The sequence below is a fragment of the Sporosarcina sp. D27 genome, assembly GCF_000586555.1.
GTDB lineage: Bacteria > Bacillota > Bacilli > Bacillales_A > Planococcaceae > Sporosarcina.
This window is the reverse complement of sequence record NZ_AZUC01000044.1, coordinates 18,317-37,519: the sequence shown is the minus strand read 5'-3', so window position 1 is coordinate 37,519 and position 19,203 is coordinate 18,317. Positions and strand designations below refer to the sequence as shown.

Genomic DNA, 19,203 nt, shown 5'->3' with positions numbered 1-19,203 from the left:
GTTGATCCCTCCGGAGTCGCCACCTTCCGCTCCAAACAACTAATATACCTGAACCTTTACTTCAACATTTATAGACTTCTTCTGTTAGCCGTAGCTTCAAGAAGAGAATATTGATAGACTGGAAATCAAGTATTTCAAACCATTCTGAAAGGTGATCGATATCTAGTGAAATTGATATTAATGATTTCCGCATTCCCACTAACCATACTCATTGTAGGAATTGCAGGGATGATGCTGTATAAGAAGACCCTTCGCCAAAAAAATTGGTTCGAGGGCCTTCAGTTGGCGTTCGAATCTGTGAACTGCCCACATACTAAAACAATTCCCTACGCAGATACATTCGGTATTTCGTTCAAAAGGAAAGAAACGAGAGTGAAGAAAGTTGTTCTGAACAAATCAGAAATACGTAAAAACGTCACTTACCGACTCTTCTGTGAATCCTGCCACAAAAAGCGCTCCTTCCATCTGATTGAATCACCCGAAGTGAGTGCCTACCAAAAGCACAAGGTACTCTATCTCTTAGGGACATTTGCGGCCATTTTTCTTGTATACGGTGTCATAATCGCTCCTGTTCTTACATTCGTTTCTAAATTGTTTAATCTTTAATGAAAAAAGTAAATCCCATTGCAGTTACGATACCAAAAATTAGCGACCATAACGCGATACTGACTGCCATCCATATGATTGTCTTCCGTTTGGATGCACCAAAAAGAAGAGCAAAAAAGGCGGCAATGTGCGTACCGATTAGAATCGGTCCCGCTAAAGCGAGTCCAGCAACTCCGTATCTATCCATAATCTTTCTTCCTCTTAGTTGTCGTTTGGACTCTCCTTCTGTAGATTCTCCTTTTCGACTTCTATACCAGTGTTCGATTCGCTGGTATAGGATGATAAGTAGGAGCACAGTCAACATATTCCCTGCAAACGCTAAAAGAATCACCCAGAACGGGGACAATCCTCGGACAATCCCGACCGGAATGACGATTGCAATTTCAAGCGCGGGTACTGCTGCCCCTAAAAATACAAGTATGTATTCAATCATATTTTCTCCTTCCTAACTTACAAGACCTTACTTTCATCCTTCACCTTTTTGTAGGGATCGTCTATCTCCACACACTAATCCTCTCTGATTTGTCTAGGAAAATAGCTGACATTGCAGCCATTCTCGCAACCAGCAATTCTTTCCGACCTTCATGAGTTCGCGTGTAGGTCAAACTTGCGTGATCCACATGATGATTCCATTCTTTCAAGAAAAACTCTGCATATTCTTTTTTACGACCAATCTCTTCAGGTACTGAATGGAAGTCACGTCGTTGGATGAAAAGAAGTTTTGACTTACGTACTAACAAATACCTCGGATTCTCAATTGGGTCAAGTAGCTCTTGCATCGCTTTGAGGAAAATCGTCTGTTCGTGAATCGTCCCCTGATCTAAACTGCAAGACACAGATTCTCCTCCCTCTGTACGAATACGATTTTCTGTCAGTGGAATTGATAGTAATCCAGCATGAAACAGCGTCTCATAGACCGCAGTTGCAGCTTGAATCATACTGCGTTCCAGCGAACGATGCCGGATCATCGCTTTCCCTGACTTCCAAAGATATGGAGAAGCTAATACCATGCCGACTAGAAACGCGATCAGCAACCGTTCTTTCGATATATTGAAAGGGAATGGCCCCATTATTTCTCGAGCAGTTTCAAAAAACACCGCCGCTCCAACAATAACTAGCGATTTGACAGTCGCTGCGTAGACGAAAGGTTTCGGAACTCTCTTCCTTTCCGTAACTAGTTCTTCTTTCCGTTCTCCACGTTCTGCATTTCCTACCGCCTGATGCCATCTTTGCCGCAATGATGTCCGATCCACGGCTCGCTGAAGCGTCGTTTGATTTTGCAACTCTACAACGCACCCGGAATCAGGGTTTTTCGTCAAACGGAGTCTCTCTATGCCCGATGAAATCCGGGGACGTTCAGCATCCAATCCTATTAACGATTGGAATCGTCGCTCAAGGGCAATCTGGTCTGGCCCTCCTCCCTCCATGACTGGCTGAATACACACTAAATGCCAGATGGCAGCAGTTTTATCTGGATTTCCTGTTTGAGTCCTTATTGCACGCCCCCGCATTTGGTTGCTTAACATATAACTTCCTACCGTCGATGCGATGATAAGTGAATTGATGGCAGGCGCATCCCAACCTTCACCAAGAAGCGCTGCTGTACCGATTAGCACTTGAATATCACCTCTAGTAAACACTTCTGTCATTAAGGATGTTACTTGCTGACGATTAGAGCCGACGTCTATTTGTAAGTATTCTTCATCCTGCACTAATGGTACTGAAGAAAGCTCAACCCCACTATTTAGTGCAAGATTAGCAAGTGTCGGCCATGCAGTGGCTGGAATAATGATGAGCGAACCCGTCAAGACACCTAGACGTGTGTCTGAGCCAAATTTTCGGCGCAGTCTTTCAAAAATTGGTGCAACCCCAAGACGAACGAGCTGTTTTTCATCATCTACTGTTGTCGGTAGGTCCTCTTTATGGATGTAATCTGTCAAAATCACTTGTCGCAAAGAGGATCCTAACTGTTCAGTTTCAAACGTCACAATCTCTTCGATACTTTTTAGTTTAGTCACACTCTTTACCAGAGTCTGCTGGATGGAATGGCTCGAACGCAACAAAACCGTTCGCCGTTCAATCGCACCAATTCTGGATAATTCCAGTCGGATCGGCTTCAAAACAGGATGATCACCATCATAAAATGGATCCTTATACAGAAGACCATTCAATAGTTCTTCAAGCCATGCGAGTGAAAACTCGGGGATATTCTTTTCATCCCCTCCAATAATCTCCAGTCCCACCTGCCAACCTTCAATTCCTGCTTTTCTTAAAAATAACAGCAAGCTCGAGTAGTATGCGGGACTGCCAAGCAACTCATCCATGCGCTCTTCTGGAGTACGAATCCATGGGTGTCCTTCTAACAATTCCAGAAACTCCTGATTGGATAAAAGATGGACGACAAACGCATCCACCGACCGATGGAACTGTGCAATCATTCCTGCTTCTTCGGGCGAGGGGACAGATGCATAAACATAGTCCTGATGCGGACATAGATCCCCCTCACGAATGAGTTCAGGTACGTAGATTTCTTCATCAATCGGACCGCAAAGCTGTATGTAGTTGTTCCATTCCCTTTGCCCGACATCGTATGGCGGCGTTGCTGTAAGAGCAACGATGTTCGGTTCTACCAGCCGATCACGGAACATTATCGCGCTTTGCCACCAGGACGTACGCAAGTGATGGGCTTCATCCAAAATAATGGTTTTAAAGTTTACAGCATCGAATGCTGCAAAGAAGGTTTCAAGGTCATCCCCTTTTAACACACTATGCAACGTTTGGTATGTCGTCACCGTTACTGTAGCTGGGTTTCGTAAATCTGTCGAAATCCAGTCCGGTTGTTGAGAAACCTGTAAAAATGACTCCACAAATCGTTCTATCCACTGATTCCGGATTGCTAGCGTTGGTGCAACAATGAGTGTAGGTTCATCTAATCTAAGCATCACTTCCAGACCCAGAACCGTCTTTCCTGATCCTGGCGGTGCGACTAAGTGGAGATGTCTGTTTTTCAAATGGTAATCCAATTCCGCAAGAATTCGCGCCTGATAGGATCTCCAAGGGTGACAAAAAACGATTTTTTTGTTAAATACAGTCAACGCTATACCCCCTTCACTTATCAAACTTTCCATAGCTGCTATACGGGATCTCCATACATTAAGTTTCAGTAATGAACCGCCTGTCGCATAAAGAAAACCAGCTCCCTTCATAGAGAAGCTGGTCCCATAATCAACCTATATGTTTAATAGTGGAGCCCCATATGTCTCTAATACATAACGCGGAACAAAGAATCGAACCGTTACAAGTGGGTCTACGACTTGACTCACTTGAACTTGCCCAACTGCACTCAACAACATCGTGACTTCAGCCAAACTAAGTTTTGTCCTGGCTACCAATAAGTCTGCAGTTTCTTCGACTGCTATTTTTACTGCCTCGTCCAATGTGTTAGCCGAAACAAGGAATGTAAATCCTTTTTCATTTTCAAGTAAGGGGTGATTGAGTGGAGTATCTTTTATGACATCCAACGTGACGACAACACTTCCTGGTACTTCAATTCCCGAAACACCCACTTCGCCATCACCCATGGCTGCGTGGAAATCCCCTAGCGCAAATAGTGCACCTTCAGCATACACAGGGAAGTACAATACGGCTCCTTCTGTGATCAGCTTCGTGTCCATATTACCACCATGACTCCCCGGTGTTTCGCACGAAATCGGTTCTCCTTCAGGCGCAACACCAATGACACCAATCATCGGGTTTAACGGAATTGACAGTCGATCGTTGAATTTCGCAACACCATTTTCAATCGGAATGATTTTCGATTCCCGGTGCGTCAGACGGTGCCCCATAACACCAAGTTCAGGCCCGGTAACCATAACACCTTGGTTGCCAATGTTCAGCTTTTGAATCGTCACTTTCAGCACATCTCCAGGCGCAGCCCCATTCACGAAAATCGGTCCCGTTGCAGGATTGATGGCATCCCAGTCAATTCCACTTATTTTCGTATCCGCTGATTGGATCTGGTTTTTATAACAATCATACGTTTCAATTTCAATCGTTGTTCCTGATTCGATTCTCTCTACTGGTGGATGTGTTTTACTGAATGCATAGATGACATCCTGGCACGACAACGTTTTGGTCACTATTCATCATCCTTCCGTTAAGTTTCATCTATTCTAGCAAGACTTTTCAAAGATTGCGAATAATATCAGATGTGCTTTAACAAAAAACAAGATAGGAAACATCCCTATCTCGCCAGTTATACTTGTGATTTTGATACGATAGGCTCAACTTCCACATCTACATTACCTTTAATAGCTTTGGAAATCATGCAAGTTTTTTCAGCTTCCACTATTAGTACATTCAGCTTTTCAAAATCAGATGGACTTGCTTCTGGTTTTAGTGCAACTGTTGGCTTATGGATAATCTTTTTATATGTGAAGACACCCATAGTCACATCGACAAATCCGATAGACTCCAGGGACATGTTTTCAAGCGGCAAATGAGCCCGCTCAATCATCGCTGCCAGTGTAATGATGTAACACGTAGCCGCTGCACCGAGTAACATTTCATCGGGATTCGTCCCGACATTCGGACCTTCCATCGCTGAAGGAATTGATATTTTAGTTTGAAGATTTCCCGCTTCAATGTACCCTTCACTATTACGGCCACCTGGCCAAACCGCTTTCAAATGAAATTCATGTTCTGCCATTCTTCCACCTCTTCTTCTACAGTCATACTTGTTTGCTCTACCCTATTGTACTTGTTAGTAATCCACTTTGTACTGTACATGCATTATTCCGACGCCCAAACTTTCGATTGCACATCTTCTGCGCCACATGCCACGCACTAATCAAGCGTAGCGCACCCAATTAATCTATTAAACCAGGTGAATTGTGTCCCGTTATCGAGAAACTTTGCTGAGTGTCGGAGAAAATACTCTTAGTGATGGAGAAACACGGCCGTGTGTCGAAGTAATCACTCGGCATGTCGGACAAACGACTCGATGTGTCGGACAACGTGAATTGTTCTCTCACAGCGAGTTAGCCCTTTCTGAAACAAGCGTAGCGCACCCAACTAATCGCTTAAATCAGGTGAATTGTGTCCCGTTATCGAGAAACTCTGCTGAGTGTCGGAGAAAATACTCATAGTGATGGAGAAACACGGCTGTGTGTCGAAGAAATCACTCGGCATGTCGGACAAACCTCTCGATGTGTCGGACAACGTGAATTGTTCTCTCACAGCGAGTTAGCCCTTTCTGAAACAAACGTAGCGTACCCAATTAATCTCTTAAGTCACTTGAATTGTGTCCTGTTATCGAGAAACTTTGCTGAGTGTCGGAGAAAATACTCTTAGTGATAGAGAAGCACCGCCGTGTGTCGAAGTAATCACTCGGCGTGTCGGACAAATACAACTCCCAATCGACAATGCCCACAAAAAAACCGGCTCCCCGAAGGCAACCGGTTTCAAGATTTCATCTCATGCAAATGATTCGTACAATTAAACAACTCACACAAATTTTCATCCTCGCCGATCTTAATAATCGTCAATGACGTATTCCCAAGCGGCTCTTCATACTTCGTTCCTGGCAACAACTCCGACAACAATCGTTTGATGAAACCGCCATGACTCACTGCAAGCACTCGTCCATCTGGATACTTATGCTGAATCTCCTGGATGAACGACATCCCGCGAGCAATCACGCTATCATGCGTCTCTCCTTGAAGATCGAGTTGCTTCCAATCATGCCCCCACTTTTCCAAACGGTCGGCTTCTGTGGTTCCTTCGATCAATCCGCCAGCCCGCTCACGCAAACGTTTATCTTCAATCACTTCTGTATGCGTCATTTGCTTACCGATTAGTTCTGCAGTTCGCTTTGCACGCTGCCAAGGACTTGTATAAATCGCATCCCAATTCTCTGCAGAAAAACGCTCTGCGGCCCGTTCCGCCATCATAATTCCTTCTTCATCCAACGGAATATCTGTACTCCCCTGCGCTCGTCCCTGTTTGTTCCAGGCGGTTACTCCATGGCGTACAAATCCAACTGTGGTCATCCAAGTCGCCTCCTATTCAAACATTTTAATGTGTATTACTTTATCACATACCCCAAAGTTTCCAAAACAATCTAACAATACCTTAATTTATTCAGCCGCGTGATTCATTGATTGTTCCACAATCACTTTACCCGCTTTAATGACAAAGTTCGCAATCGGCTGATCCTGAATCACGTCGCTCAATCTTTGCGACTCAAACATAACCAAATCTGCCTTTTTCCCTTCAGCAATCCCGTACTCTCCTTCGATACCTAGACACTTCGCTGCATTGTACGTAATCATATCTAGGACCGTTCGCTGCTGTTCTGCAGAACCCATGAACTGCGTTTCCGCTAGCAAATACCCGATCAATAACAAATTTGCATTGCCGAACGGCGTGAAGGCGTTCCGAATATTATTCGAAGCGAATACTACATTCACCCCATGTTCAAGCATCTGTAGAACTGGCGCCATGCCGCGTCGTACATTTTTCTTATCATTACGTCCATTCAAATACACATCTGTTGCGGGCAGTGGCATAATCGTGATTCCTGCACCCGCAATCTTCGTAAATAATGCAGATGCTTCTTCAGGCTCAAGCGATCCAAGACTCGTCACATGACCAAGCGTCACACGGCCTTGCATCCCTCGCTCCATCGTCATATCACAAATACGTTCAGTCAACATGTACCGAGGATCTTCCGTGTGATCTGCGAAATCCACGTGCAAGTCGAGCGGCAAATCATGCGTTTCCGCTAAGTCAAAGACCAATTCCAAATGACGAATGGAATCTTCCAGTGTCTTTTCATTGTAAGGACAGCCTCCAACGACATCAGCACCCATCTGAATGCCCTCTTCCATTCGCTCAAGCGTCCCCTCTGATTTCAAGATCCCTTCTTGAGGAAAGACAACAATTTGCAAATCGATTTTGTCCTTATAGACCTCTTTCAAATCTAGCAACACTTCCACGCCTAGCAACTTCTCGATGTGATCGACATCGGGATGGGCACGCATTACAGTTGTGCCTTTAGCAATTGCCCACTTCAGTACTTTTTCAGAGCGTCTATACACATCTTCATACGTATATTGTACTTTCAGTTCACCTGTATTTTTAATCGCCTCTTCAAGTGTTCCAGATATATTAGGCTTCCTTTCCTCTAAAAACGCTTTATCAGGATGAATATGCCCTTCAATTAAACCCGGAAGAACTACCCTTCCTTCACAGTCTATTACTCGGTCTGCATCTTCAGATAGCCTCGATCCAATTTTCTGGATGATCCCCTCTTCAATCCAAATGTCCTGCAGATCCTGATCATCCCGGATCCGTGCATTTCTAATAAGCACCGTCTTCATCGAGCATTCCTCCATTAGTTCGTCTCTTCGTCCTCTTTCGGTTTACTCAACTGCTTTAGTATTTCTTCGTCACGGATAATCGGTTGGATTTTTTCATCATCTAACGCATGTAAATTAATATGACAATAGCCATTCGGATTCTTCACTAAGTAGTCTTGATGAAACTCTTCAGCTTTATAGAAATTATCGAGTGGTATCGCTTCTGTTACAATGTCTTTTTTATAGAACTGCTGCTCGTCTTTCACAGCTTCTTTTACAACTTCTGCATCTGCTTCATCTGAAAAATAAATTCCTGAACGATATTGAACACCTACATCATTCCCCTGCTTGTCTTTCGCTGTCGGATCAATCACTTGAAACAGATGATCAATGAGAGATTCCAGCGAAATCCGATCAGGATCGTACGTGACCTCTACAGTTTCAACAAATTCCTGGTTCCCTTTGATAACGTCTTCATAGCTTGGGTTTTCTCCTGTTCCATTGGCATATCCGGAAACCGTATCTTGCACCCCATAGAGTCTTGCAAAATACGCTTCCACTCCCCAGAAACAACCTCCAGCAAAGTAAATTTTGTGCAATTCACTATCTTCAAAGTTCAAGTGCTCATTAATATTGGTCACATCATCTTTCAACACATAGCCGTCTTCCGGTTCAGGCTCCGTACTCGGTCTACCCACATTGGAACTGCAAGAAGCTAGAAGGAAACCCGTACAAATCAAAGACAACAATATCACTCCACGTTTCACCATAAGGTCCCTCCTATTCCATTGTTTCTCTGTCATTCAAATCGAATATTCTTTCTATCAGTTTATCACACAACACAAAAAAGCTATCCAATTCGGATAGCTTTTTCCAAACCTATTAAGCTGTACCAAGAACGACACCGCGTTTTTTCAAGTACTGACGATACGCAATACTGACTCTGTCCGATACAAGAGATAATTCCACTTGTAAATCAAGTGGGAGTTCCTCAGGTTTCTGGTTTTGTACGATTGGTTTATCTTGAGCGAATATCATATCTTGAAACTCTATGATTTCTTCATCTGTCTGCCCTGTATCGTAGTTGAATGACAAAATTCCATACGCCACAGAATGCGTTTCCGACATCGGACGAACCGTTAACAAAATCGTCATCAACGTGTCATTTTCCGCATCTCGTTTTGTAAAACGCACGGTGAGTGGCCGTACAATCTCATACGTATAATACACGTATTTTGCGACGCCAGTTCCATCCGCATCCGGTTGGAAAATACGGATTTCATCGGAATACATTCTTCCATCTACTTCATTCATCTTGTAAGGTTCAATTTCACGATGTGATTCTTCACCGAGAAAGCCTTGGTGAACGACAGCTAGATGACCTACATCCAAGAAGTTTTCAACAATCCTCGGCGGAAGGGCTTCTGCTTCCTGGGGACCCCAGATGACATTTCTCCATTCATCTGACTCCATCTCTGGATACTTAAAGAACTCAGGTTCGTTGCCAGCAAGGTTCACCCAAATGAATCCATATTTTTCGACGCATGAATAGGTAACTGCCTTAGCTTTCTTTGGAATCGATTTTCCTTCTGGTAACTGAGGGATTTTCACACAATCCCCTTCGTCTTCGTACTCCCAGCCATGATATGGACATACAAGACAATCATTTTTTACTTCTCCGAGTGATAGTGCAGCTCCTCTATGTATACATAAATCCTTAAATGCATGTACCCCTTTACTATTTCGGAAAATCGCAAGTCGTTCTCCCATTAATACAATTTGAATAGGTGCTTCTTGGACATCTTGAGATCGACAAGCAACGAGCCACTCTTCTTGTAACGCTGTATCTTTCAACATGGATAGATCCCCTTCCATTCTCTTGGTTACTCCAAGTGTACGAAAGGAATTCAGTTTGGTCAACCCAAAAACGCGAACCAATACTTAAAAAAATATATAAATGTTCGTAATTTGACTGTACAAATCGAATTCTATTCTTTATACTCCAATCTATACCTCAACAAAAACGAACTAAGGAGTGTTCATGTTGTCCAAGAAACGCCCAGATGGTCTGCTCATCGGTGTTGATGAGAAAGTTAGTTATCCTAAAGCGATCGCACTCGGATTACAGCACGTACTCGCAATGGATTTGTACATAGCGCCCATCATCGTAGCGGGCTTACTATCGTTAAGTACCGAAAATACTTCGTTCTTCGTTCAAATGTGTTTCCTTGCAACTGGACTTGCAACGCTCATTCAAACTGGTTTTGGCTTAAAGCTTCCAGTTGTTCAAGGTCCATCTTATGTACCCATCGGTGCCATTGCCGCAATTGGCGGTAAGCTAGGACTCGGCGCCATTGCAGGAAGTCTCATTCCTGGAGCCATCATGATTGCACTCCTTGGCTATCCCTTGAAAGTTTTCGCAAAAACCGTCCGTAAAATTGTTCCCCCAATTGTTGGAGGAACGGTCATCATTATCGTAGGTATCTCGTTAATGCCAGTTGGATTGAACAATATTTACTTTGCAGAAGGTACCATCGGTCAAAACGTAGCGATTGCTTCAATTTCTGCAGGTGTCCTCGTAACATGTATGGTACTTGGCAAGAGATTGCCACGCTTCGGCTCGTTTTTCCGACTCGTTTCTGTCATTCTTGCAATTGTCGCTGGTACAATTGCCGCCAGTTTCTTTTATCCCCTTGACTTCACAGCGGTAAAAGAAGCTGCATGGTTCTCGCTTCCGACATTACTGCCATTCGGAAAGCCTGTATTCGATATTGGCGCTATCCTCACGATGATGCTCGTTTACTTGATCATCCTACTTGAAACGACCGGAACGTGGTTCGTCGTTTCGACGATTACAGAAGAAGAATTGGATGAAAAGCGTTTAAACCGTGCATCGTTCGGTGAAGGTCTTGGCTGCTTCGTAGGCTCCCTATTCGGTAGTACACCACTCACTGGATATTCATCAAACGCGGGACTTCTTGCAATTACAGGAGTCGGAAGCCGTATGGTCATCATGGCGAGCGGATTCATCCTTGTATTACTTGGGTTCATCCCCAAATTGTCAGCAATCATTATTTGCATCCCTGAATCCGTCATTAACGGGATTTTCGGGATTGTCTGTGTTGCCATTGTCACGAATGGTATGAAGATCATTCAACCAATCATTATTGACGACCGCAATATGATTGTCATCGGTGTTCCGATTTTACTTACATTAGCAGTTACTGTGCTTCCTAAAGAAGTCTTAGCAACCGTACCGAACTGGGCAAATTACCTTCTTTCTTCAGGAATTTCAGTCGGTGCACTTGCGACGGTCATTCTAAACTTGATTATTCCTGTGGATAAAAACTTAGGACAAAAACAAACGGACCAGGTAAAAGAGACAAATTAGAAAATCCATGTGCAATCCTTCCATATCAAAAGACCGCTAATCAGCAACTCATTAGCGGTCTTTTCCGTGTATTTATAAATGTTTACTGTCTGTGTCAGGAGGAGATTCTAACCGCATCGTTCAACATGCGTCTAGACTTTTTTAGATACGCTCAACTTTCCTCTTCTGGTAAATTCCCAAAAACCACAAACCAACAGTAAGAAACCAAAAATCGTAATAAAGACAACAGGGGAAATAATCTTAATAAAACTAAAACCAATCATCATGAAGCCGACAATCAAATAGTGATGAACCGCGTGTAAATGGTACGTGTCCTGTTCAGAATGCCAAGCACGGAAGTATCCTTGTAGCAAGCCAAGAATGACTTGCAATGGAAGCACAACATAAGGGAGGTATTCATACGAATTCTTTATATAGCCAATAAGTATGTAAACACTTCCCATGGTTGCATAAATAATAAATAGATAAGAGTGGTCCTTATTCTTTTTTGTTTGATAGATGCGGTAACCCCATGCGGCTGCAAAGGAAAATGACGCAAAAAACCATGCAAATAATGTAAATGTCAAAGATACTTGTTTCAGCCAAATTATATAATATGGGAAAATAACAACCTGCCCCACCGTAACAACAAGCGGTAGATACCGTGCACTTTTATGACTCATACTGTGCTCCTTCACTTCAAGTAATACTCATAAAACATATTTTGGAAAACGTTATTTGGATCTTTTCGTAATTTTTCCTCCTCAAATTCTTCCCAGCCAGGGTAAGAACTCCTGAATTGTTCTTTCGTTTGATAACGATAGTAAGGCAGGTAATAGGTTCCCCCGTGTTCGAGGGTTAAGTTGGTCCAACTCTGGATGAGTGATGTAGCGTCGGCAATTTCCTCTTCCTCTAGCCCATGCTGAATCAATACAACCAAACCTAACATGTCCTCTTTGGCATAATTCAATGTCGTGAAGTCTTCTTTTGCCGCATAGCGAACTGTAATATTATGGATTTTGAAATCATCATTTCTGTCGTTTGCTGGGATCACTTGCTTTAAATCATTTATGTAGTCCTTATAGGCATGAACTGGAACAAAAAACTCTTGCAACACTTCGACCCGCCCTGGCTTCGTATATTCCATAAATGTGGATTCCGAGCGCATTACATTGTTCCGGGTAATTTCTTTTCCATCGAGAGAACCAATATATTGCTTTTGTGTTCCCCAAAACAAATCTTCCAAAGCCCCGCCTTGTCGTCCTACATCAAGTGCTAGCTTACTTAGTCGAACACCTTGTTCATTTTTGAGCACCGTTTTATGATCCTGTTTTTCTGTGTAATCGTAATTGACGACAACCATTTCTTCTAAAAAAGTACTAGGCGCTACACTTACTCTGGCATAGTGCATCGCTGTATTCCGTTGGTCCAATAACTCTTTAAAATAGGACTCATACTGATTCGTTTTCAATTTTTCTGTATGAATCGTGTATAGGTCATTTTCCGTTAATTCTAATGTCACATCTAATATCACACCAAACAATCCATATCCCCCAAATACGTACTTCATCCATTCATCTGGGTCATCCCGGGTTATGTTCTTGATCTCTCCTGAAGGGGTTAATAACGTCATTTCCTTTACGGTTTCCGCCATCGAACCAAAGCGGATATCCCGCCCGTGCGCATTAACTGAAAGGGAACCTCCTATCGTAAAAATCGATTGGGATTGAGTCACTTTCAAGGCTAATCCATGAGGTTGTATGGCCTCTTGGACATCTTCCCACGAGGCTCCTGCTTCTACGCGAATAGTTTTTTGCCGTTCATCAATTTCCAGTATCCGATTGAAAGTGCGCATATCTAGAACGACACCATCTTTATAATATGTATGACCACCTTGCGAATGTTGCAATCCAGCAACCGAGATTTTCTGTCCATCTTCGTTTGCTTCTTTGACAATTCTTTGCAAATCTTTCCGGTCATCCGCTTTAACTACTCGTTCAACCCGTTCAGGAAGAAGTCCAGTATAATCTGTTACTAAACTCCCTTGAGAGAGCCCATATTTCCTTTTTTCTATCGGGATGTTCCATAAAACGACAGCCACAAAAACAACAACTAGACTTCCTAAAAACCATGGTTTTTTAAGTAACTCCATAAACCTTTGCATAGTAACCCCTTTTATCGTCATATTGGGAATTTTCATAGTTTTGATTTCATTATACAATGCAGCAACAAAAAAGAATCTTATATTTTCATTTCTACTGCCCAAAGAAGAGCCACTGTACAATAAAGTATCGGTGCCTTTTTTAAGTTTATAATGTTCTATCAATTATCACAGCTTCCATAATGACTCCCGTTTGTTTAAGTACTCATCCTCACAAATCTTCGAATGCTACAAAGGGAATATGAGGAAACAGGATAGGGGAAATCTAGACAGTCTTACGATAAAGTCTAGTGTACCTATTCCTCCATCAACACTCCTACTAGATCCACTAAGTTTTACTCTTTCGCCCGATTAAAAATTAAACTTCGTTCAAGCATAAAGATGTGTGCGTGAAATAGCGCTGCCAGGGATTCTAGGAAGTAAAAGTTTATTTGTACCAAGCTGTCCTATTAGACAGAATAATAAAACTTCGTACACATTTACGTCACAATTTAAGAGCAATTTAGAACCCCCCCAAGAACCGACATACTTTTCATTACGCGTTAGATATGATGAACAAGTTGCTTCTATACTTACAAGAATATTGCTACATGATTTGAAGCGTAATCTATATTACGGGGGCGTAGAAATGTTTAAGGCGGGCAAAATGAACTTACTGTTGTTGAGAATTAAGGTAAAAAGAAAAGTAATGTATAAAAAAGCAGAACACTTAGGATTCACACATCCAAGCGTTGTCGAATGCAGTCGTGAACTGGATATCTTATTGAACAGAGTGCAGGGGATTTGTTCATAACTATAGAATATGAATCAACGGTATAAAAAAGATATTCAAACAAAAAAGACAGGTCCAGTTTTTCGGACCTGTCTTTTCATATTTCATCAAACTTAATGATTATTATAAAAACCCGTCCAAACTCGATAACCAAGTAAAAATTGCTGTTCTGAAAAGTTACATATTCGGGAGTTACTTTCTTAATCCTATAATCTAAATGGCTTTGAGAAAGAACGGATTGGACTAGGTATAATCCTCAATATACGCTTACTCCACAAATACCTACGATTACGGAAAAAATGATTTTTTTCAAAGTATAAAACTATGTTTTTGATTGTTTTAATCTCCAAGTAAACGGAATAATAAAAGCTGATATCCCACCTAAAACAAGAGCATAAAACAGTAAAAAGAAAAGAAATTCCCAATAATCTTCGAGTGCATAGAAGGAATTGCTAGATATATAAGGCTCGGAGATAATACCAATTAAGAAAAGTGGAGTAAATAGAATAAAGAACCTCTTCCAAAAGTATCTTTTGTAATTACCGTTTGTGTTCTGGAACACTAAAAAAACATCTCCTTTCAAAATACTTATGTGAAATTCAGATAGTAATCTGTCCAGTTACAGAAAAGGTGCAAATTCTTCTGCAAGAATTGCCCCTGTAATTTGAACAATTTTTTTATGATAATACGGCTTTTACAACTTGTTTAAATTCGACCTCTTCTTCTAAAAAGGGATAATGATTACTTTGTTCAAAAATATGTAATGAAGCTTCTGGAATTAAAATACTCATTTCAGTTGAAAAATTCACAGGACATTGAACATCATGCCTACCGCAAAGAATGATAGTTTTTGTTGTAACTGCTGATAATTGGCGAGTAAGATCAAAAATTTGTTGTTCTCTACTAAAAAAATTTAATCTATTTGTAGACATCTTTTTTGTGATTTTTTTCGAAAAATATAAGTCATAATTTTCGGGTTTAAATAAAGATAGTTGAGTTCTTTCTTTAGACAATCTCTTCCGCTCACTTCCCTCAAGGCTTTGCAATTTTAATAGTTCCATCAATTCTTGCATACGTTTAAATTTAGGATGTCCTTCATTATAAATGCACTTACTGGATGATGAGCTATATTCTCTCGCAGAAGAGCCTACAATGATAAGGGATTTTAAAGAGGATGAAAAATGAATTCCATATAGTACGCCAATCATCCCACCAGTTGAATGTCCAGCAAATGTCCAAGATGGGTATCCATACGCTTTTCGAATTCCTTCTAGGTCAAGTACTGCGTCCACCATGCTTAGTTCATGTGCACATTCTGCTTTATCGGAGTTCCCTACGTCTTTTAAGTTAACTAAAATAACTCTATTATTTTCTATAAATGTTTCTGCAAAGTAATCCCCAGACTCATTAAATTCCGAATAATGATGAGTTATACAAACAGGTTCACCCTCTCCTTTCTCAAACACTTCAAAGCACCCATGAGAAGTTTCAATCATCTTTCTATTCCACTCGGACATGACTGCTACCTCCTTGTAATATCCTTTAAATTCTTGTTAAACCAAATATAATCCATGATTGTTCAGCACACATCTAACATTAATACGTTCTTTTAGCTTAATCACAGTAGACATGGGTAAAGTGAATGTATGTAGAAAGGATGAGCAAAGAAAATGGACTATGACTGCATTATCATCGGCGGGGGACCAGCAGGATTAAACGCCGCACTCGTCCTCGGGAGAGCTCGTAGAAATGTCATTTTATTCGATAGTAATGAAGCCCGTAATCATGTCGTCCGGGAATCGCACGGATTTTTAACACGTGATGGAATACAACCGGCAAAATTACGTCAGCTCGCATTGCAAGAATTGGAAGCCTACCCTTCCATTCAAGTCAAACCTGAAAAGGCACTCTCTATTGAACGCATTTCAGAAACAAATTACGAAGTAACCACAGAATCCAATAACGTATATAAAAGCACTAAAATCTTGCTAGCGACAGGCTTAAAAGATGAGCAGCCGAATGTACCGGGCATTGAACGATTTTATGGGACAAGCTTGTTTAGCTGCCCATACTGTGACGGCTGGGAAGTTCGCGATCAGCCTCTCGCCGTCATTGCAGACAAAAATGTCTATAAGCTTGCAAAAGAGGTTTTCACATGGAGTCATGATCTCATTGTGTTTACTAACGGAGAAGGTCGACTCGAACTACACGAAAGGGAGCGTCTGGAAACACATGGTATAAAAGTTGTGGAAGATATTCTTTCCGGGCTTGAAGGCACAGACGGTCAACTTGAACGCGTGCGTCTAGAAGACGGCACGCTAATCGACCGATCATATGGTTTCGTTACTCCTCTGTGGTCGCACCCTAACCGTTTTGCCGAAATCCTCGGCTGCAAATTGAACAAATACGGAGGAATCCAGACTGACGAATATGGACGTACAAATGTATGGAACGTATACGCTGCAGGTGATATGGCAAATATCGTCCCTGCTCAGCTTATTGTAGCGGCAGGCAGTGGAAGTGCCGCGGCAATCGGGATTAACGGAGATCTAACGAACGAATTATTTGATCAAACAGAATAGCATACATCTCTTCTAATAATGATTAATGCATGAAACTTTCACTTTAGAGAACATAATGCCAAAAGACACTGCATGAAGCAGTGCCAGTTTGAGAGATTGTTTGTCACGTTAGAACTTTTTCAATTCGATTGAACAATCCGCACTATTCAAAACTACCTCGCCACCGATTGGGAAGGTAAACATCGGTTGTGTATGACCGAAATCGACATCATAAAGCACAGGTATGTTTTGGAGCATTGGGTGTTTATCGAGAATATAGTGGATTTGCTCATCAGTTACCTTGGATCCCCGTTGAAAACGCCCCATTACCAGCCCGCGGATTTCACCTGCGACCTGTAGCAGCGAAGTCAAATCCCGTGCAAACGTCTCGGGTATCGTCATTTCATCGTCTTCAATGAATAAAATTGAATCGCCCAAATTAGGCATATGCTCCGTTCCTTGCAACAGGTTCAACGTACATAAATTCGCACCAAAGATTCGCCCCTGTGCCGCTCCTTCGTTATAAACCTTCCATTCAGTCGGTTCAAACATTCGATTTTCCTGATTCAAATACCACGAATCATCACTCCATTGTTCAGAAGGAGTGAGCGAAAAGTGTTCCTCTTGCATGAGACACTTTTTGAAAAACTCCGTCTGCCATTCTCGGCCAATATCCATCGAAAAGCTTGAAAAATGAGGTCCTGAATATGTTACCATCCCTGTTTTGGCCGTAATCGCGGACGCAATCGCGGTAATGTCACTATATCCACAAAATACTTTAGGGTTGTTCCCAATCAATTCATAATCCAGATATGGCAGTAATTCATTGCTATTAAACCCGCCAATGACTGTCAGAATACCTTTGACAGCAGGATCTCTGAACGCTTCATGGACATCCTCGATTCGGTGTTCAATCGACGCAGAGTGATGAAGATCCGACTCAAATGCATACTTACCAAACGTGACTTTGAATCCAAGTGCTTCTAATCGTTCTGTTGCGCTCTTCACTCCATCTTCAGATAATATCGCACCACTTCGACTCGGTGCGACAATACGAATCTCATCACCAATTTGTAATTTAGCAGGAACGTTCATAGGCTCACAACCTTTTCATCTAGTGTCAAACTGTTTTGATTAATCATAGAACAATGAACAAACGGGGTCAAACTAAAACAGACACCCTTAGAAGGATGCCTGCTCATTACTAATTATTTTGTCGTGCGTATTCTCTCATCGCATCGCGCATGAAGCTCGCGAGCCCTATACCAAACTTATCGATATTTGTTGTAAAACGTTCGTCGGCAACATACATTTCCCCAAGTCCTGCGAATGCTTCTATTGAATACGTACCAATTGTATTTAAAAACTGATACCATTCCCCGATTGCTTGTTGGGCTTCCTCAGAATTCGATGGGAGATGTCGCACTTCAGCAAGACGTCGGTAGATGACATTCATCTTTTCCTGCTGTTCCCCACCGAACTGTTGCAATTTCTTGTTCGTTTCATCCACAGCTCCATCTCCCCACCGGTCTCTCGCTTCCTGTTCATAAGGATTTTCACTGAAGTCGAATCCTTTAAATCGTTCTTCGCGTGTCATCGTTACTTCACCCTTTCCTTCTTTTATTGTTTGTTCAATCGTCCGGATCATGTCGTCGAGTTGAGACCGCTTCTGATGAAGCATCTGTCGCTGACTTTCCAACGCTTCAAGTCGATTAAATGATGGATTGGACAGTATTTCTTTGATTTGTTTTAACGAAAAACCAAGTGCTCTGTAAAACAAAATCTGTTGGAGCTCAGCAAGATTTTCATCGGAATAAACCCGATATCCCACTTCAGTCGTTTCTGCGGGTTTCAGTAAACCTAGTTCATCATAGTGATGCAGCGTTCTGACACTCACGCCTGATAATGCTGCTACTTCTTTCACTTTCATACCCATTCTCCTTTCATACTTTCAGTGTAAAGGCTGACGTAACGTAAGAGTCAACAAGAAAAAATAGACTGCTTATTTTTAGAAGCAGCCTACCTATTCCAATTCAAATGCCAACATACAAAAAGACGAGTCCGACTAATACGGAGAGGGTGAGAAGTACTCTACCTGCGAGTGCCTCCCGTTTTACAAAACTAATTGCTAAACCACCTAAAGCGATAATTCCCAGTGCCGCAGCGATTGACTTTCGTATAGTTTCACCTTCAGGAAACGAAGTGAACGTTATGTATGCAATGATTAGGCCGAGCACAGTATTCATGACACGAATTCCTAAATTCAAGTTAAATTGCTTCGTATACATCAACCCTTGAAGGAGCAACCCCGCTGAACCTAGTGCGATGAAAATGATTAATAATATTCCCACGTGAAAACTCCTTTCCATGTG

18 protein-coding genes are annotated in these 19,203 nt (G+C 42.0%); 4 read left to right on the top strand and 14 right to left on the bottom strand.

Annotated elements, in window-relative coordinates; all coding sequences use genetic code 11:
- Positions 1–165: 165 nt before the first annotated feature.
- Positions 166–606 (top strand): hypothetical protein, encoded by a 441-nt coding sequence (locus tag N693_RS0106785; RefSeq protein WP_025784049.1) that lies wholly within the window; start codon positions 166–168, stop codon positions 604–606.
- Here the strand turns inward: N693_RS0106785 and N693_RS0106780 are convergent.
- The 8 genes from N693_RS0106780 to N693_RS0106745 all read right to left on the bottom strand — a co-directional run bounded on the left by N693_RS0106780 (position 596) and on the right by N693_RS0106745 (position 9,824).
- Entirely contained in the window at positions 596–1,039 is a 444-nt protein-coding gene (locus N693_RS0106780; RefSeq protein ID WP_025784048.1) for a small multi-drug export protein, read from the bottom strand. The two genes, N693_RS0106785 and N693_RS0106780, sit on opposite strands and share 11 nt — an antisense overlap.
- Before the next feature lie 61 nt (positions 1,040–1,100).
- On the bottom strand, positions 1,101–3,701 hold the full coding sequence (locus N693_RS0106775) for a DEAD/DEAH box helicase family protein (protein ID WP_025784047.1): 2,601 nt from the start codon (positions 3,699–3,701) through the stop codon (positions 1,101–1,103).
- 135 nt (positions 3,702–3,836) lie between these two features.
- On the bottom strand, positions 3,837–4,745 hold the full coding sequence (locus tag N693_RS0106770; protein ID WP_025784046.1) for an acetamidase/formamidase family protein: 909 nt from the start codon (positions 4,743–4,745) through the stop codon (positions 3,837–3,839).
- 116 nt (positions 4,746–4,861) lie between these two features.
- The gene (locus N693_RS0106765) at positions 4,862–5,314 is read right to left on the bottom strand and encodes an OsmC family protein (RefSeq protein ID WP_025784045.1); all 453 of its coding nucleotides are present in this window, start codon (positions 5,312–5,314) and stop codon (positions 4,862–4,864) included.
- Between the two features lie 754 nt (positions 5,315–6,068).
- Positions 6,069–6,656, bottom strand: a complete 588-nt coding sequence (locus N693_RS0106760) for a histidine phosphatase family protein (protein ID WP_025784044.1) — start codon at positions 6,654–6,656, stop codon at positions 6,069–6,071.
- 87 nt (positions 6,657–6,743) lie between these two features.
- A complete protein-coding gene (locus N693_RS0106755; RefSeq protein ID WP_025784043.1) occupies positions 6,744–7,988 on the bottom strand; it encodes an amidohydrolase family protein in 1,245 nt (414 codons plus the stop codon).
- A 14-nt stretch (positions 7,989–8,002) separates the two neighbouring features.
- Entirely contained in the window at positions 8,003–8,737 is a 735-nt protein-coding gene (gene msrA, locus N693_RS0106750) for a peptide-methionine (S)-S-oxide reductase MsrA (protein ID WP_025784042.1), read from the bottom strand.
- A 112-nt stretch (positions 8,738–8,849) separates the two neighbouring features.
- Positions 8,850–9,824: an aromatic ring-hydroxylating dioxygenase subunit alpha gene (locus N693_RS0106745; protein WP_025784041.1), complete on the bottom strand. Its 975-nt coding sequence runs from the start codon at positions 9,822–9,824 to the stop codon at positions 8,850–8,852.
- Between the two features lie 184 nt (positions 9,825–10,008).
- Here N693_RS0106745 and N693_RS0106740 point away from each other — a divergent pair, with 184 nt between their 5' ends.
- Positions 10,009–11,358, top strand: a complete 1,350-nt coding sequence (locus tag N693_RS0106740) for a nucleobase:cation symporter-2 family protein (RefSeq protein ID WP_025784040.1) — start codon at positions 10,009–10,011, stop codon at positions 11,356–11,358.
- Positions 11,359–11,489: 131 nt separating this feature from the next.
- Here N693_RS0106740 and N693_RS0106735 read toward each other — a convergent pair whose 3' ends face one another.
- Positions 11,490–12,020, bottom strand: a complete 531-nt coding sequence (locus N693_RS0106735) for a hypothetical protein (protein ID WP_025784039.1) — start codon at positions 12,018–12,020, stop codon at positions 11,490–11,492.
- An 11-nt stretch (positions 12,021–12,031) separates the two neighbouring features.
- Positions 12,032–13,501, bottom strand: a complete 1,470-nt coding sequence (locus tag N693_RS0106730; RefSeq protein ID WP_253271161.1) for an FAD-binding oxidoreductase — start codon at positions 13,499–13,501, stop codon at positions 12,032–12,034.
- Between the two features lie 625 nt (positions 13,502–14,126).
- Here N693_RS0106730 and N693_RS19950 point away from each other — a divergent pair.
- On the top strand, positions 14,127–14,291 hold the full coding sequence (locus tag N693_RS19950; RefSeq protein ID WP_156028879.1) for an aspartyl-phosphate phosphatase Spo0E family protein: 165 nt from the start codon (positions 14,127–14,129) through the stop codon (positions 14,289–14,291).
- Positions 14,292–14,947: 656 nt separating this feature from the next.
- Here the strand turns inward: N693_RS19950 and N693_RS0106715 are convergent.
- On the bottom strand, positions 14,948–15,787 hold the full coding sequence (locus N693_RS0106715) for an alpha/beta fold hydrolase (RefSeq protein ID WP_025784036.1): 840 nt from the start codon (positions 15,785–15,787) through the stop codon (positions 14,948–14,950).
- 153 nt (positions 15,788–15,940) lie between these two features.
- Here N693_RS0106715 and N693_RS0106710 point away from each other — a divergent pair, with 153 nt between their 5' ends.
- Entirely contained in the window at positions 15,941–16,852 is a 912-nt protein-coding gene (locus tag N693_RS0106710) for an NAD(P)/FAD-dependent oxidoreductase (protein WP_025784035.1), read from the top strand.
- Between the two features lie 108 nt (positions 16,853–16,960).
- Here the strand turns inward: N693_RS0106710 and N693_RS0106705 are convergent, their stop codons facing one another.
- From N693_RS0106705 to N693_RS0106695, 3 genes are all read right to left on the bottom strand, one after another.
- Entirely contained in the window at positions 16,961–17,926 is a 966-nt protein-coding gene (locus tag N693_RS0106705; RefSeq protein WP_025784034.1) for a S66 peptidase family protein, read from the bottom strand.
- 109 nt (positions 17,927–18,035) lie between these two features.
- On the bottom strand, positions 18,036–18,767 hold the full coding sequence (locus tag N693_RS0106700; RefSeq protein WP_025784033.1) for a MerR family transcriptional regulator: 732 nt from the start codon (positions 18,765–18,767) through the stop codon (positions 18,036–18,038).
- Positions 18,768–18,864: 97 nt separating this feature from the next.
- Positions 18,865–19,182, bottom strand: a complete 318-nt coding sequence (locus N693_RS0106695) for a hypothetical protein (RefSeq protein WP_025784032.1) — start codon at positions 19,180–19,182, stop codon at positions 18,865–18,867.
- Positions 19,183–19,203 lie beyond the last annotated feature (21 nt).